The sequence below is a fragment of the Streptomyces daqingensis genome, assembly GCF_014645895.1.
Lineage (GTDB): Bacteria > Actinomycetota > Actinomycetes > Streptomycetales > Streptomycetaceae > Streptomyces > Streptomyces daqingensis.
Map to the genome: position 1 here is coordinate 121842 of NZ_BMMP01000007.1, position 14846 is coordinate 136687.

Consider the following 14846-nt stretch of genomic DNA (forward strand, 5'->3'; position numbering starts at 1 on the left):
TTCACTCCTTCTTTCGTTCAGCGTGACTGCGGATCACCTACGGAGCCCGCGGGGGCATCGACGCACCCGGCGACGGGTGATCCGAACACGCGCACGGCGGCGCAGCGCGCCGCTGCGCGAAGGCATAAGTGCAGGTACGGTTCCATGATCACCCGTTGTTTCTACAGCGGTGTAGGTTTCGGCACTATCATGCACTCTTCCCCGTGGGCGGAAACGCCACGAGGCGCCCTTCGACGCCGGTGACGGTCCGAACCCGGCCATCGAACACAGGGGGCCCGTCTGGTAGCGGAAGGTCCTGCGAGACGACCAGGGCTTCCGGCCTATACAGCCTGCCCGTCGATCAGGACGCCGAGATCCGGCCGCGCAGTACCTGGAACGCCTCGTCCACCAGCGTGGGCAGGTGGTCCTCGCCGTCGCCGTCCACCCAGTGCGTGAGGGCAGTGGTCAGGGCGGCCAGCGAAGCAGCAGCGAGTACCCGGGTGTGCAGCGTGACTTCACCACGCGCGCGGGCCGCGAGGGCTTGGGAGAACAGCTGCTCGGTGGCGTACTGGTTCTCCCATGCGCGGGCCCGCAGGGCCGGCGTTCTCACGACGAGCCGGGTGCGGACGAGGAGCGCGTCCTTGTCGGTGTCGTAGATGGCGGCGAGACCTCGGGCGAGGGCCCGCTGCAGAGCGGTGAGCGGGTCCTCTTCCGGGGGGCGCTCCTCGATGAGCCGGACGATCAACGGGTCGTAGTCGTCCGACTCGACCACGGATTCCTTGGTGGGGAAGTGGCGGAAGAACGTCATGTGCGAGACGCCTGCGGCCGCCGCGATCTGCTCGACAGTGGTGTTCTCGTACCCCTGGCTCAGGAACAGCTTCAGGGCGTGCTCCTGAATACTGCGGCGGGTCTGGGCCTTCTTGCGTTCTCGCAGACCCCTCGGCGGTGTCGGGGACGGTGCCATCTGGAGGTGCCTCCGATAGGTGCGTGCCCGGCGGGCCGGGAACAGCGGGTGGATCAGCCGTCGCCCGGGCCGAGAGCCCCCCTGAGCCACCGGTCCAGCGATGCCGCCGAAGTACCGCGCCAGGCGAGGTGCGCGTCCGGTCTGACCAGCAGGACCTCACGCCCCTCCCTGCTGCCGGGCCTCATCACGGTAACCCCGCCCGTACCGCCGAGCCTGCGGCGGGCCAGCTTCGCGCAGTCTCCATCGATGCGGGGCGTCAGAAGCACCCAGTGGGCGCCGAGTTCGCCGTGCAGACGAGTCACGCTCCCGTCCTCCCGGCGGCACTCCAGGTCCGGGACGCGGTCGCCGGGGCGCGGCCCGGGGGTCACCAGGGATCGTGGCGACCGTCCGGCCAAGGGCCCGTCGCGGTAACCGATCTTCAGCTGGGAGGACTTCTCCCAGATCATGCGCTGTACATACGGCCGGTTCATCAACGGGACGAAGACGTGATCGCGTACGAGCCGTGCCACCGGCGACCCGCCGACGACCATGCGCGTCATCGCGCTGGTGGACTCCAGGACTTCCTCCGCGATCGGGCGTCGCTCGCTCTCGTAGGTGTCGAGAAGCCCTTCGCCCGCTCTCCCCGCAGCGACCAGGGCCAGCTTCCACGCCAGGTTCTCCGCGTCCCCCAGACCGGTGTTCATCCCTTGCCCGCCGAAGGGGCTGTGGACGTGTGCGGCGTCCCCGGCCAGCAGGACCCGGTGACGGCGGTAGGCGGACGCCAGCCTGCGATGGATGCGGAACGTCGACGTCCACAGCGCTTCCCGGATCTCCACGGACGTCAGACCGGCGTGGTCCTGAACCAGACCGACGAGCAGGGCCAGGACCCTCTCGGCGTCCAGGTCGCCCCCTGTTCCGCCGGGTGCGGGCGCCATGAGCCGCCACACGTCCTCGCCGGGCAGCGGGAAGGCCCCGAGCATCCGGTCTCCGCGGAGCCAGACGGACACCGTCCCCGGGGGGAGGGGCAGAGCGACGCGCACGTCCGCGAGCAGGAAGCGCTCGATGACCGCCACACCGGGGAACTCGATTCCGGCAGCCTTGCGTACCCGGCTGTGCGCACCGTCGCATCCGACCACCCAGCCGGCCCGGATGCTCCCGCCGCCGGTCCGGACGGACACCCCCTCGCCGTCCTGGTCCAGGGAGAGGACTTCCCGTCCCCATTCGACTTCCACGCCGAGGCCGGCGAGCCTTCGGCGGAGACCGGCTTCCACCTGGGCCTGCGAAATGATCATCCCCGGCCTGGTGACGAGCTTGGTGTGCCGCCCGACGTCCAGCCGCGCCATCGGCTCGCCGTCCACGTGGGTCAGCACCTGCCGGACGTGGACCGATGCCTCCGGGAGATCCGAGAGAGCTCCGAGGCGGTCCAGCACTTCCGCTCCTCGTGGCTGCAGTCCCAGCGCCCGTGAGGTGCCCGCCGGTGCCTTCGCCTTGTCCACGACCCGCACCGGCACCCCGGCAACCCGCAGACCACAGGCGAGAGCGAGCCCGGTGGGCCCGGCTCCCACTACGACCACGGTGGAGAAGGTCATGAGGTCTCCTTGGTGTTAGTGACTAACTCATGTTAGCCACTAACACCAACCAGGAGCAATATGGCCTTCCGAACCGGGCCGCGGCCGGCAGATCCGTGTGAGGGGACCAGCGCGAGCCCCCGGAACAGCACCCGGAACAGCGGCCAGGCTCAGTACGGGCTCAGTACCCGAGGGCGCGCTCGATGTCCGCGGCGGCCGCGAGCACCCGCGGGATGAAGGCGCGCAGCTCGTCCTCCCCGACCAGCACGTTCGGCACGGCCAGGTCGATCGCGTAGTGGACGCGCCCGTCCGGCTGCTTGACCGGCGCCGCGACGGCGGAGACGACGGCTTCGTGCTCCCCCAGGTTGAGGGCATAGCCCTGCTGCCGGACGGTGTCCAGCTCGCGCAGGTAGTCCTCGGCGCTGGTGATGGTGCGGTCGGTGTTGACCGGGTAGTCGAGGCTCGCCGCGAGCGCGGACCGTTCCGCCTCCGGCAGGTAGGCGGCGACCGCCTTGCCCATGGCCGTGCAGTGCAGCGGCGCGGGCGTTCCGATCTGCGAGTACATCTGGACGGGCGAACGTCCCGCGTACTTGTCCACGTAGATGACCGTGGGGTTCTCGAAATAGCCGAGGTGCACCGTCTGGCCGGTCTGCGCGTTCAGCCCGCGCAGCACGGGGGCGGCCATCTCGCGTACGTCCATCCCCGCCACTACGCGGTACGCGACCTGCAACAGCTGGCTCCCGACGTGGTACCTGCCCGTCTCGTCGCGCCTGGCGAAACCTTCGTCGGCCAGGAGCTGGAGCAGTCGCACGGCCGTGGAGAGGCTGACCCCGTGCGACTGCGCGACCCTGCTCGCCGTGGCCGGCTCCTCGGACAGTGCGGCGAGGACTCTCAGCCCGCGCCGGAGGCTCTCACTCATACGCCCGCACCCCTCACTTCTCCCGGGCAGCACGTACCGATCCCTTGACGGCACGGCCCCACCGAACTAGCTTCGCGTCACTATACGCAAGGGACTTGCAAAATATGCAAGTGATCGTTGATTCGGTACCGCCCCTCAGCGAGTGCGTGAGACGGCGTGGAGGGATGACGTGGCACAACCCGGCTCGTTCGCGGCTCTCGGTGAATGCACCATGTGCGCCCGCAAGCAGGACACGGCGTTCCCGGACTACTGCGCGCACTGCGGCGGCTCGGTGGTGCTCCCTCCCACCGGGCCTGCCCTGCCGGACACCACGGATCTGCCGGGGATGTGGCGCTACACGGGCCGGTTGCCGGTCACACCCGACACCGCGTGGCTGAGCATGGGAGAAGGCGACAGCCCCGTCGTCCCTGCGGCCGGTACGGCGGACTGGTGCGGCGTCGAGCGACTGCAGTTCAAGCTCGACCATCTCAACCCGTCGGGCTCCTTCAAGGACCGGGCGACCGCTGTGGGAATGGCGCAGGCCGTGCGGCAGCGGGCCAGCGCCGTCGTCTGCGCCTCGAGTGGCAACGCGGCGGGTTCTACGGCCGCGTACGCGGCCAGGGCCGGTCTGCCGGCGGTGGTGCTGATGCCGGAGGCGGTGCCTCCGGGCAAGGCCGCTGTCGCCCGCGCGCACGGCGCGGCCGTGCTGCGGGTCCGCGGGGACTACAGCAACACCTTCCGCGCGGCGCGGGAACTGGCCGGCCGCTTCGGGTGGATCAACCTCACCACGACCTTCGTCAACCCGGTCGCCGTCGCCGGCCTGAAGAGCGCCGGATACGAACTCGCGGGCCAGCTGGCCGATCCACCGGGCTGGATCGTGGTGCCGGTCGGCGCGGGCCCGCTCGTGCACGGCATCGCGACCGCCTACCGGGAGCTGCACGGCTCGGGGGAAGTCGCGGCGGTACCGCGGATCCTCGGGGTCCAGGCCGAGGGCTGCGCGCCGGTCGCGGAGGCTTTCGCCCGCGGCGCGGACGAAGTCGCCCCGTGGCAGCACGTGCGGACCCGGATCTCGGCGATATCCGATCCGCTGCGCGGTTATCCGTCCGACGGCACCTACACGCTGCGGCTGGTGCGCGAAACCGGTGGCGCCATGGCGGCGGTCGCCGACGCCGAAGCCGACGAAGCCGCGAACCAACTCGCGTACAGGGAAGGGCTGCTCATCGAATCGGGCGCCGCGGCCGGCCTGGCAGCGGTCCGGGCCGAGCGCGAGCGCGGCACGATCCGCGGGGACGAGAGCGTCGTCTGCATGCTCACCGGTCACGGCATCAAGACGCTGTCCACCGACGTCGACCCGGGCCCCGTGATCACCGGTACCGACGAGGCGGTGCGCCGGCTCCGGGCGCGCACCGAACTGGCGGAAGGAATGGCGGGGTGAACCGGAACCGGGTGCTGCTCCACGGCGGCGACGTCGTCGACGGAACTGGTGCCGAACGCCGCCGCGCCGACGTGCTGGTCGAGGACGGCCGGATCAGCGCCGTCGCCGACATCTCGCGCGATGTCGACGCCCCCGTCATGGATGTGTCGGGATCGGTCGTCTTTCCGGGCTTCATCGACGTCCACGCTCACGACGACCTGGCGCTGCTGCGGCCGGGCGGGGTCGAGCCGAAGGTCATGCAAGGCGTGACCGTGGACGTGGTCGGCAACTGCGGGCACGGTTGCGCACCGGTAGCCACCGATCCGCGGATGCAGGCGTCCTATTCCGGGCCGGTTCTCGGCCGCTTCCCCGAGTCGCTCCCCTGGCGCGGCTTCCCGGAGTATCTGGACCACCTGAGCGCGACCGGGCTGCGCACGAACGCCGTGGCTCTCGTACCGCACGGAGCACTGCGCGCCTCGATCTCCGGCTACGCCCGCAGACCACTGGACGCCCGCGAACTCGCCCGCGCCACACGCGATCTGGACGAAGCCCTGGAACGGGGCGCGGCCGGCCTGTCACTGGGCCTGATGTACGCACCCGGCGATGCGGCCGACCACTCAGAACTGCTGGCGCTGGCACGTGTCGTCGCCGCCCGCGGACGGATCCTCGCGGCACACATCCGCAGCGAAGGGGACGACATCGCCGGCTCCCTGCGGGAGTTGCTCGACATCGCACGACGCAGCGGAGTCAGGGTGCAGCTGAGTCACCTCAAGGTGGTCTCGCCGCGCAACAAGGGGCGTATGCCGGAGGTCCTGGCCCTGCTCGACGACGCGCGGTCAGAGGGGATCGACATCACCGCCGACGTCTATCCGTACACCGCCGGCAGCACGACCGCCGCGGCGTTGTTCCCCAACTGGGCGCTCGCGGACGGTGTTCCGGGCCTGCTCGCCTCGCTGGACACCCCGTCGGAACGCGCCGAGATCGTGGCGAGCATGCACCGGCCGTGGCAGCAGCAGGAGAACAACTTCCGGGCACTGGGCGCGGACGGCATCCTGCTGGCCGGCTTCCGGCAGCCCGGCAACGAACGCTACGAGGGCGCCCGGTTGTCCGGCGTGGCGGACGAACGCGGCGAGGACGCCGCGGAGTGCCTGTGCCGGCTCATGACCGAAGAGCGCGGCGAACTCACCGTCGTCATGTTCCAGATGGACGAAGCCGACGTGAGGACCGCACTGTCCTGGCCGTGGTCCCTCATCGGGTCGGACGGCCTGCCCGTCCAGTCGCCGTACACGCATCCGCGCATGTACGGAACCTTCGCCCGGGTGCTTTCCGAATACGTCCGCGAGCGCGGGTTGCTCACCCTCGGGGAAGCGACCCGGCGGATGACCGCTCTGCCCGCGGAGCGCTTCCGGATTCCCGCAAGAGGCGTCATCCGAGCGGGTGCCGCCGCCGACCTGGTCGTCGCCAGTCCCGAACGCATCGAGGATCACGCGACATTCGCATCTCCGCGCCGCTTCCCTGAACACGTCCGCGCCGTACTGGTCGACGGTGAATTCGCGACGCTCGACGGGACCGCTACCGAAAGCACGGCGGGTGCTCTGCTGCCGATCGAGAGAAGTACCGCCTGAGGACAGAAGGTTCGCCCATGACCAAGATCGCCGGATCCACCTCCATATACCTGTTCGCCTTCCTCGGCTCGCTGGTGCTCATGCTTGCCCTGGGCATCTGGGTCGCCCGCCGCAACCGCACCGGTGAGGACTTCCTCCTCGCCGGACGGCGGCTGTCCATACCTTTCGTCACGGGCAGCGCACTTGCCACGCTCGTCGGCACCGGGTCCAGTCTCGGTGCGGTCAGCCTGTCGTACACGAACGGCTGGGCCGGAGCGCTGTACGGGCTCGGCGGTGCGGTCGGGATCTTCCTGCTGCTCTGGCTGTTCGCCGACGTCCGCGAGCACGGCTTCATGACGTTCCCGGAAGAGATGAGCTACTACTACGGGGCGAACCGGATCATCAAAGGCGCGGTCGCCGTGGTCCTCTTCCTCGCCACGGTCGGCTGGCTCGGCGCGCACATCCTCGGCGGGGCGCTGTACCTGTCCTTCCTCACCGATATGGACATGACGCTCGCCAAGATCGTGGTCGCACTCGGTTTCGGCCTGTACACGGTGATCGGCGGCTACTGGGCCGTCGTGGTCACCGACATGGTCCAGGGCACGATCCTGTTCCTCGGATTCTCCGCGATAGCCGTCCTGGCGCTCGTCAAAGCCGGTGGTTTCGGCACCATCAACGAGAAGGCACCCGCCGAGGCGACGTCCTTCCTCGGCGTCGAGACGCTCGGCACCGTACCGGCGATCTCGATGGCCCTGGTGATCGCGGTAGGCGTCCTCGCCACGCCCTCCCACAGGCAGCGGATCTACTCGGCGAACAGCACGCGGACAGCGCGCCGCAGCTTCGCACTGGTCGGAGTGCTGTTCGCGGTCTTCGCGATCACCCCGCCCATCGTGGGGCTCTCCGCCCAGACCATGCGTCCGGGCATGGACAACCCCGACCTGGCGTTCCCCGTTCTCGCCACCGAGGTCTTCCCCGTGTGGGTCGGCGCGCTGCTGCTCGTCTCCGGCCTCTCGGCGACCATGTCGTCGGGGGACTCCGAAGCGCTCACCGGCGTGACGATCTTCCTCCGCGACGTGGTCAAGCTGGTGACCGGGAAGATGCCGAAGGCAGAGAACATGGTCACCTACTCACGGATCGCCCTGGTCGCGGTGCTGCTGTTCGCGCTCGGAGGCGCACTGCTGGCGGAGACGATCATCGAATACATCACCACGATGATCGCGACGGTGCTCACCGGTCTGCTGATCGCCGCGCTCCTCGGCAAGTTCTGGAGCCGGGCCACATGGCAGGGCGGCCTGGGCGCGATCATCGGCGGCGCGGCCGCGGCGACCGTCGTCAACCTCAGCGACGCGCTCACCGAGTACTGGGGCAACCCGGTGATCCCGTCACTGGTCGTGGCCCTGCTCGTGGGCGTACTCGTCAGTTTGGTGACTCCGCGCCGGACGATCAGCGATGCGGAAGCGCTGCGGCTGCTCGCCGTCGAGCGGGCGGAACTCGACGTGGGAACGCAGTTGCGCACCGGGGACAGCACTCCGCGGCCCGCCCGCACCACCCCCGACGAGACTGCCCCCGACCGCTCGTGAGAGCCCTCGGGGCGTGCGGGCGCGCGCGGGGCGTGGAGGTCGCGTCGCTCACCTCCGGCTTCTGAGAGCGACGCGGCTCCCCTCCGCCGCGCAGCGTCGACGATCTTCGAAAGGCGGCTCGGGATCTGCCTGCCCGCTCCACGGACAGGGGTGCCCGGTCGAAGGGGTCCGGGCGTCGTCGCGGTCGGGTCCCCCGGGGCATGTAGACGGCGAGGTGACGGACGTCCCATTCCCCCTGGGGCGAGTGCCGTCCACTGGGCAAGGCAGACCACGATGCCGCGGTGCTCACCGTCGCTCCGGCTCTTGATGTCCGGGTGCCGACCGGGAGGTCGGCTGACCTTCCCGCATGCGGTGACAGACGGGTGCGTCACTGAGGACTGATCTCGGAGATGAGTCCCTCGATCCGCGTCTTGATCTCATCGCGGATGGAGCGTACGGCCTCAACTCCCTGGCCGGCGGGGTCCTTCAACGTCCAGTCGAGGTACCGCTTACCCGGGAAGACTGGGCAGGCGTCGCCGCACCCCATGGTGACGCACACGTCGGACGCCTGAACCGCGTCCGCGGTGAGGATCTTGGGGGTCTCGGCGGCGATGTCGACGCCGACCTCGCGCATCGCTTCGACGACAGCGGGGTTGACGGTATCGGCAGGGGCCGATCCGGCGGAGCGAACTTCCACCCGGTCGCCCGCGAGGTGCTTCAGCCAGGCGGCGGCCATCTGGGACCGGCCGGCGTTGTGGACGCAGACGAACAGGACAGACGGCTTCTCCGACATCGGTCTCCCTCTCGCCTCATCACGAAGCAGACGCGCTCACATCAGCGCCCAATGACGTCAGCCTCATCGATGTGACAATATCAGCGCATGCTGACGTCAGTCGACACTGACCTGATCCGGGTTCTCGCAGATCCCCTCAGGCTTCAGATCGTGACCCTGCTCGCCCACGAGACGCTCTGCACCACGCACCTGGTCGAGGAGACCGGTGCGCGCCAGACCAACCTCTCCAACCACCTGAAGGTGCTCCGCGAGGCAAGGGTCGTCGATACCGAGCCGTGCGGCCGCTTCACCTACTACAAGCTGCGGCCCGAGGTCATCGAGGCCGTGGCCGGCTCCCTTTCGGCTCTTGCCGCTGCCGCCCGCGCCACCGCTGCTGCCGACAAGAAGAGGGCTTGCTCGTGACCCGCACCGAACCGTCCTCGCCCGCGACGCCGGAGGCCGCGCCCGGGGTCGTCGCGAAGCTGTCCACGTTGGACCGCTTCCTGGCGGTATGGATTCTCATCGCGATGGCACTGGGCCTGGGGCTGGGACGGATGATCCCCGGACTCGACGACGCCCTGAGCAGGGTTGAGATCGGCGGGATCTCCCTGCCCATTGCCGTCGGATTGCTGATCATGATGTATCCGGTGCTTGCCAAGGTCCGCTACGACAAGCTGGACGCGGTCACCGGTGACCGGAAGCTCATGCTTGCTTCGCTGGTCATCAACTGGCTCCTGGGTCCGGCGGTGATGTTCGCGCTCGCCTGGATTTTCCTGCCCGACCTGCCCGAGTACCGCACGGGTCTGATCATCGTCGGGCTCGCGCGCTGCATCGCGATGGTCATCATCTGGAACGACCTGGCATGCGGCGATCGCGAGGCCGCCGCCGTCCTCGTCGCCCTCAACTCCCTCTTCCAAGTATTCGCCTTCGGGCTGCTCGGTTGGCTCTACCTCGATCTGCTGCCCGGCTGGCTGGGCCTGGGCAACGGTGAGCACCTCGACATCTCGATGTGGAAGGTCGCCTGGAATGTGCTCTTCTTCCTCGGCATCCCGTTGCTGGCCGGCTTCCTCACCCGCCGGTTCGGCGAGAAGAAACTGGGGCGTGAAGCCTACGAGCAAGGCTTTCTGCCGAAGATCGGGCCGTTCGCTCTCTACGGGCTGCTGTTCACCATCGTGATCCTCTTCGCCCTGCAGGGAGGCACGATTTCCTCCCAGCCCCTGGACGTTGCCCGAATCGCGCTGCCTCTGCTGGCCTACTTCGCGCTCATGTGGTTCGGATCCTTCGCCCTCGGCAAGGCCGTCGGCCTCCCGTACGACCGCACCGCGACCCTGGCGTTCACCGCAGCGGGCAACAACTTCGAGTTGGCCATCGCTGTCGCCATCGCCACCTTCGGCGTCACTTCCGGACAGGCCCTGTCCGGGGTCGTCGGCCCGCTCATCGAGGTTCCTGTCCTCGTCGCGTTGGTCTACGTCTCGCTGGCTTGGCGGAAGAGATTCGCACCGGCAGCCTTGCAGCAAGCCGGCGCCCGGTGACCGGGAGCGAGCTGAGCCGTGTGCAGGCGGCGCAGCAGTGGGTGTGGACCAACCGCATTTATCTCGCGGTGTTGCTGGGGGTGCTGTGGACCGGGGTGATGTTCCTGTTCGTCCGCGATGTTCTGACCTCCGTGCTCTGCGGTTCCGCCTTCACCGGAGTGCTGGCTGCGACCCTGCCGCGGCCACCCGGGACATGAGCGATGTTGGCCCCATCCGGTTTCGGATGCCGTGGTCGGGGCTCGTTGAGCCGACCGCTCAACTGACCAGCGGACTGCGGCGCTCGATGAGAACGACGTCCCGCCAGACACCGCGGTGCTGGCCGATACGTTCGCGGCGTCCGATGACACGGAAGCCCGCGCTGCGGTGAAGTGCGAGGCTGGCGGTGTTCTCGGGAAAGATGCCGGACTGCACGGTCCAGATGCCGGCGCTTTCCGTAGAAGCGACCAGCGCCTCCAGCAGAGCGCGCGCAATGCCGCGGCCGCGAGCGCCGGGATGGACGTAGACGGAGTGCTCGACCACTCCGGCGTAGGCCGGTCGTGGCGACGTCGGGGCAGCGGCTGCCCACCCTCTGACCTCGCCTGTCCCGTCGTCGACGGCGACGTAGCGGTGCAGAGTCAGCTTCGCGGCGTCGAACGCTTCCCAGGAGGGCGCGGCAGTTTCGAACGTCGCGTCCCCTTCTTCGATCCCGAGCTCGTAGAGCGAGAGCACGGCATCGGCATCATCCGCGCGCATGGGCCGGAGAGAGATGCCGCTGGGTGCGGAGGGCTTGCCCGCCTTCACGATCGCTGAATAGACACCTGTCGCGGCGTCCGCTGTCGAGGTGATGCCGACATCGGTGAAACCTGCCCTCAGCAACAGCTCCCGGTACTCCTCGGCCGTGAGAGTGGCGGCACAGCCTGTGGCACGCTCGGCTTCGGCGCGCTGGGAAGGGGCCAGCCCCGGGTGGGCGAGGACGTCGCTGACGCCGAAGTGGCCACCCGGCCGCAGCACGCGGTAGGCCTCGTCCAGTACACGGGGCTTCTCGGCGGACAGATTGATCACGCAGTTGGAGATGACGGCGTCGACGTGTGCATCCGGCAGGGGGATGTCTTCGATCCTGCCGTGCAGGAACTCGACGTTCTCGACTCCCGCCTGTTGTGCGTTGGCGCGGGCGAGGGTGACCATCTCGGCGGTGGTGTCGAGACCGTAGGCCATGCCGTCCGGTCCGACGCGTCGCGCGGAGAGCAGCACATCGATGCCGCCTCCCGACCCGAGGTCCAGCACCTTCTGGCCGGCGGTCAGAGGAGCGACGGCGACGGGGTTGCCACAACCGAGGCTGGCGCGCACCGCGCCTTCCGGCAGGTCCGCGGTCTCCTGGTCGTAACCGGCAGCCCCGAACTGTCCCTCAGCGAAGGCGTCTTCTCCGCAGTCGACGATCTGCTCGCCGGCCTCAGCGGCACGGGCCAGGGCTCCGTAGCGGCTGCCGATATCTGCCTGCCGGCCCTCTACGCTCTGGGGCGGCTCGTCGGGCTGATCCATGCCGATCACTCCTCATCCGTGTTCGGGGCAGGCCCGACAGGAGCGGGTCGGCCCATGACTACGTCGGCGGCGGAGGGGAAGCCGGTTACGCATTCGTCGTTGATCCGGTAATAGCTGGCCGTTCCGGCGGACTCGGCCAAGACGAATTGGACCTCGGCCAGCTGCTTGAGGTGCGCCGAGACTGTGGACTGCCCTACCTCAACGGCGTCGACTATCTGCCCAACGGTCATCGCCTGCCCACGGCGGGCCAGCAGCGAGACGATCTGGATCCGGGTCGCATCGGCCAGCACCTTGAACCAGGCGGCGTACTCCTGGGCCGTAGCGCGGTCGAGAGGCTCGAGTTCTTTCATCGTTAATCGACGATAAGCGATGCAAGCGCTGCCGCAAAGCTCTCCTTTCCGTGACGCCACACAGCCGTAGCTCACCGAAGGAAACCCGCGCCCCGATATCGATCTCGGCACGGGTCCGGGAGTCCGCGGGCAGGTGAGAGGGCGAAAACCGCAGCAAGAGGGCGGCCGCGTGGAGGACGCCTACCCCGGCAGGTCCTCATCCGGAGATGGAGAAGCTCCGGGCCAGGGAGGCCATCACACTGGGAGTCACGCGGTAGTACACCCACGTCCCCCGTCGTTCGGAGGTCAGCAGGCCGGCCTCACGAAGCTTCTTCAGGTGATGGCTGACGGTGGGCTGGGAAACCCCCACGTCGGAGATGTCGCATACGCACGCCTCCCCGTCGACGTGCGAGGCTACCTGCGAAAAGAGCCGCAGACGGATCGGATCCCCGAGCGCCTTGAACATCGCAGCCGCCTCGTCGGCCTCTTCTGCGGTGAGCGGCCGTTCATTCAGCGGCGGGCAGCAAGGGCGCACTTCCGCCTCTGTCAGCGGCAACGCCTCGGCCTTAGACATACGCCTATTTTCACATACGTCGAAGTAGTTTCCCAGAGGCATCTCGCCGACGACTCGCGAGCTGCGTAACCGCGCCGGTCGCCACCGCCCGAGTCGACCGGAGGGGCCAGCGGCGCACCCCGGGTGCGGGCCTGCCTCCCCCACTGCTCGTGGCGGCGAGACGCCTCATCGATCTTCCAATTTGATGACTATCTATGTTGACGCCCATCGAATCAAGTGTGACCCTGTCAGTGCAGAACATTGACAGAAGTCGAAACAACGGAGTCATCGTGAGTACGTCCACCGCCGCACGGCCCACCGTGGTGATCGGAGCCGGACCGGTCGGCCTGGCTGCCGCTGCCCACCTCGTCGCGCGCGACCAGAATCCGCTGGTCCTGGAGGCCGGTCCCAGTGCCGCAACTGCCGTGCGGGAATGGAGCCACGTGCGGCTGTTCTCCCCGTGGGAGGAGGTAGTCGACCCGGCGGCGGAGAAGGTCCTCGCTCCTACCGGGTGGGTCCGACCTGAAGGCTCCGCCTACCCCTCCGGTGGTGACTGGGCCGAGCTGTACCTCCAGCCGCTCGCGGATGCGCTGGGAGACCGCGTTCGCTACGGAGTGCGCGTCACCGGGGTCTCGCGCAACGGTCGGGATCGCGTGGTCGACGCCGACCGCCAGGAGCAGCCCTTCACCGTCCATCTCGTCACAACCGCGGGCGTCGAGGAACGTGTGATCGCCCGCGCCGTCGTCGATGCCTCCGGTACGTGGTCGACTCCGAGCCCGCTCGGCGCGGATGGTCTTCCCGCTCTCGGAGAGCGTGCCGCCGCTGAGCGGATCGTCTACCGCGTCCCGGATCTGAAGGACCCGTCCGTGCGGGCCCGCTACGCGGGCAGGCGCACAGCCGTGATCGGCTCCGGCACCTCGGCGTTCACCGCGCTCGCCGGCCTCGCCGAACTCGCGAAGCAGCAGCCGGGCAGCTCCATCTCCTGGGTACTGCGGCGGGGTGTCGGCGAGAACACCTTCGGCGGCGGCGAGGCTGACGAGCTGCCCGCCCGCGGCGCGCTCGGGCTGCGCGCCAAAGCCGCGGTCGACGGCGGATACGCCCAGCCCGTCACCGGATTCCGCACCGCCGCGGTCGAGCAGGAGAACGGGCGGCTCGTGCTCGTCGCTGAGGACGGCAGCCGCCTCGAGCCCGTCGACGAGATCATCGTCCTGACTGGCCTCCGCCCCGACCTGTCCTTCCTCGACGAACTGCGCCTGAACCTGGACGAACGACTTCAAGCCCCTATGGCGCTGGCTCCGTTGATCGACCCCAACGTCCACTCCTGCGGGACCGTCTACCCGCACGGTGCCAACGAGCTGGCCCATCCCGAGAAGAACCTGTATCTCGCCGGGATGAAGAGCTACGGCCGCGCTCCGACTTTCCTCGCGATGACCGGCTACGAACAGGTCCGATCCATCGCAGCGTCACTCGCCGGTGACCGGGAAGCCGCCGAGCGCGTCGAGCTGACGCTGCCGGAGACCGGAGTGTGCGGCGGCGCCGGACTCTTCAACGAACCCGGCACCCAACAGGGAGAGGCCGACGGTGAGGGCGGCGGATGCTGCGCAGCGCCGACCACCGAGCACACCGCGAACCTCGAAGCCTCAGCCGCATCCAGCGGCTGTTGAAACCCGCAGGATCCGCGCCTCGCCGCCCAGACCATCCTCCTGGTCTTCCAGCTCGCCCACGCCAACCGCCGGAAGATCCAGAACTGGGTCGAGACGCTAACGCTCGCCGGACAGCGCCCATGCAGACGCACGCACCACCGTCGCCGCACCAAACCGCTGGGCAGCTGGACACCCACCGGCTACTTCGCACCCACCCCGGCGTGATCAACCCCCGCACCACAACTGAAGATCACCAAGCCGGGCCCGTACTGGGAATATCGCCCCGGTACGGGCTCGTATGCGTAGAAGCGGGCTCCGGACATCCCAGGCACCCCAACTCCGGTGCCTGGACGGGCCACCCAACGAGAAACGGGCCCCCACCGGGACTTTCGTCCTGGTGGAGACCCGTGCTCCGCTGTGCGCGAGGGGGGAGTTGAACCCCCACGTCCTTTCGGACACTGGAACCTGAATCCAGCGCGTCTGCCTATTCCGCCACCCGCGCATCGGGCTCCCCGCTTGAGCGAGGAAGACGAT

General features: G+C 68.8%; 14 protein-coding genes, 1 tRNA gene and 1 pseudogene. 7 read left to right on the forward strand and 9 right to left on the reverse strand.

Going from position 1 to position 14846, the window contains the following annotated elements; all coding sequences use genetic code 11:
* Positions 1 to 340: 340 nt before the first annotated feature.
* The 3 genes from IEY56_RS12210 to IEY56_RS12220 all read right to left on the reverse strand — a co-directional run bounded on the left by IEY56_RS12210 (position 341) and on the right by IEY56_RS12220 (position 3409).
* A complete protein-coding gene (locus tag IEY56_RS12210) occupies positions 341 to 943 on the reverse strand; it encodes a TetR/AcrR family transcriptional regulator (RefSeq protein ID WP_189037178.1) in 603 nt (200 codons plus the stop codon).
* 53 nt (positions 944 to 996) lie between these two features.
* A complete protein-coding gene (locus IEY56_RS12215; protein ID WP_189037179.1) occupies positions 997 to 2511 on the reverse strand; it encodes an FAD-dependent monooxygenase in 1515 nt (504 codons plus the stop codon).
* 160 nt (positions 2512 to 2671) lie between these two features.
* Complete coding sequence (locus IEY56_RS12220) at positions 2672 to 3409, reverse strand: IclR family transcriptional regulator (RefSeq protein WP_189037180.1); 738 nt, start codon at positions 3407 to 3409, stop codon at positions 2672 to 2674.
* Between the two features lie 169 nt (positions 3410 to 3578).
* Between IEY56_RS12220 and thrC the strand changes: the two genes are divergently transcribed.
* From thrC to IEY56_RS12235, 3 genes are read left to right on the forward strand one after another with little or no spacing between them, the layout of a single operon-like run.
* Positions 3579 to 4823, forward strand: a complete 1245-nt coding sequence (gene thrC, locus IEY56_RS12225; protein ID WP_189037181.1) for a threonine synthase — start codon at positions 3579 to 3581, stop codon at positions 4821 to 4823.
* The gene (locus IEY56_RS12230) at positions 4820 to 6427 is read left to right on the forward strand and encodes an N-acyl-D-amino-acid deacylase family protein (RefSeq protein WP_189037182.1); all 1608 of its coding nucleotides are present in this window, start codon (positions 4820 to 4822) and stop codon (positions 6425 to 6427) included. The genes thrC and IEY56_RS12230 overlap by 4 nt, the downstream gene beginning before the upstream one ends.
* 17 nt (positions 6428 to 6444) lie before the next feature.
* On the forward strand, positions 6445 to 7986 hold the full coding sequence (locus IEY56_RS12235) for a sodium:solute symporter family protein (protein ID WP_189037183.1): 1542 nt from the start codon (positions 6445 to 6447) through the stop codon (positions 7984 to 7986).
* A 367-nt stretch (positions 7987 to 8353) separates the two neighbouring features.
* On the opposite strand, the gene IEY56_RS12240 is transcribed toward IEY56_RS12235, so the two are convergent.
* Positions 8354 to 8758, reverse strand: a complete 405-nt coding sequence (locus IEY56_RS12240) for an arsenate reductase ArsC (protein WP_189037184.1) — start codon at positions 8756 to 8758, stop codon at positions 8354 to 8356.
* 87 nt (positions 8759 to 8845) lie between these two features.
* Between IEY56_RS12240 and IEY56_RS12245 the strand changes: the two genes are divergently transcribed.
* From IEY56_RS12245 to IEY56_RS12255, 3 genes are read left to right on the forward strand one after another with little or no spacing between them, the layout of a single operon-like run.
* Positions 8846 to 9160, forward strand: a complete 315-nt coding sequence (locus IEY56_RS12245; RefSeq protein ID WP_189037185.1) for an ArsR/SmtB family transcription factor — start codon at positions 8846 to 8848, stop codon at positions 9158 to 9160.
* Complete coding sequence (arsB, locus tag IEY56_RS12250; protein WP_189037186.1) at positions 9157 to 10269, forward strand: ACR3 family arsenite efflux transporter; 1113 nt, start codon at positions 9157 to 9159, stop codon at positions 10267 to 10269. Before IEY56_RS12245 ends, arsB begins: the two co-directional genes overlap by 4 nt.
* Positions 10266 to 10466, forward strand: coding sequence for a hypothetical protein (locus IEY56_RS12255; protein ID WP_189037187.1), 201 nt, complete (start codon positions 10266 to 10268; stop codon positions 10464 to 10466). The genes arsB and IEY56_RS12255 overlap by 4 nt, the downstream gene beginning before the upstream one ends.
* 58 nt (positions 10467 to 10524) lie before the next feature.
* Here IEY56_RS12255 and IEY56_RS28400 read toward each other — a convergent pair whose 3' ends face one another.
* The 4 genes and pseudogenes from IEY56_RS28400 to IEY56_RS12270 all read right to left on the reverse strand — a co-directional run bounded on the left by IEY56_RS28400 (position 10525) and on the right by IEY56_RS12270 (position 12690).
* Complete coding sequence (locus IEY56_RS28400) at positions 10525 to 11001, reverse strand: GNAT family N-acetyltransferase (RefSeq protein WP_229711845.1); 477 nt, start codon at positions 10999 to 11001, stop codon at positions 10525 to 10527.
* A 108-nt stretch (positions 11002 to 11109) separates the two neighbouring features.
* A pseudogene (locus tag IEY56_RS28405) lies at positions 11110 to 11787 on the reverse strand (methyltransferase domain-containing protein); the annotation flags it as partial.
* 5 nt (positions 11788 to 11792) lie between these two features.
* Positions 11793 to 12137 carry an ArsR/SmtB family transcription factor gene (locus tag IEY56_RS12265; protein ID WP_189037189.1) on the reverse strand — a complete coding sequence of 115 codons (345 nt, stop codon included), beginning with the start codon at positions 12135 to 12137 and terminating at the stop codon, positions 11793 to 11795.
* Positions 12138 to 12333: 196 nt separating this feature from the next.
* Positions 12334 to 12690, reverse strand: coding sequence for an ArsR/SmtB family transcription factor (locus IEY56_RS12270; protein WP_189037190.1), 357 nt, complete (start codon positions 12688 to 12690; stop codon positions 12334 to 12336).
* Positions 12691 to 12956: 266 nt separating this feature from the next.
* Between IEY56_RS12270 and IEY56_RS12275 the strand changes: the two genes are divergently transcribed.
* On the forward strand, positions 12957 to 14333 hold the full coding sequence (locus tag IEY56_RS12275) for an NAD(P)-binding domain-containing protein (protein WP_229711846.1): 1377 nt from the start codon (positions 12957 to 12959) through the stop codon (positions 14331 to 14333).
* 397 nt (positions 14334 to 14730) lie between these two features.
* Here IEY56_RS12275 and IEY56_RS12280 read toward each other — a convergent pair.
* Positions 14731 to 14814: transfer RNA gene (locus IEY56_RS12280), tRNA-Leu, on the reverse strand.
* Positions 14815 to 14846 lie beyond the last annotated feature (32 nt).

Excerpts from the sequence above, each read along its gene's own strand:
- IEY56_RS12270 (WP_189037190.1), bottom strand. The coding sequence starts at position 12,690 with ATGTCTAAGGCCGAGGCGTTGCCGCTGACAGAGGCGGAAGTGCGCCCT.
- IEY56_RS12240 (WP_189037184.1), bottom strand. The coding sequence starts at position 8,758 with ATGTCGGAGAAGCCGTCTGTCCTGTTCGTCTGCGTCCACAACGCCGGC.
- IEY56_RS12245 (WP_189037185.1), top strand. The coding sequence starts at position 8,846 with ATGCTGACGTCAGTCGACACTGACCTGATCCGGGTTCTCGCAGATCCC.
- IEY56_RS12265 (WP_189037189.1), bottom strand. The coding sequence starts at position 12,137 with ATGAAAGAACTCGAGCCTCTCGACCGCGCTACGGCCCAGGAGTACGCC.
- IEY56_RS12235 (WP_189037183.1), top strand. The coding sequence starts at position 6,445 with ATGACCAAGATCGCCGGATCCACCTCCATATACCTGTTCGCCTTCCTC.
- IEY56_RS12220 (WP_189037180.1), bottom strand. The coding sequence starts at position 3,409 with ATGAGTGAGAGCCTCCGGCGCGGGCTGAGAGTCCTCGCCGCACTGTCC.
- IEY56_RS12210 (WP_189037178.1), bottom strand. The coding sequence starts at position 943 with ATGGCACCGTCCCCGACACCGCCGAGGGGTCTGCGAGAACGCAAGAAG.
- IEY56_RS28400 (WP_229711845.1), bottom strand. The coding sequence starts at position 11,001 with ATGCGCGCGGATGATGCCGATGCCGTGCTCTCGCTCTACGAGCTCGGG.
- IEY56_RS12215 (WP_189037179.1), bottom strand. The coding sequence starts at position 2,511 with ATGACCTTCTCCACCGTGGTCGTAGTGGGAGCCGGGCCCACCGGGCTC.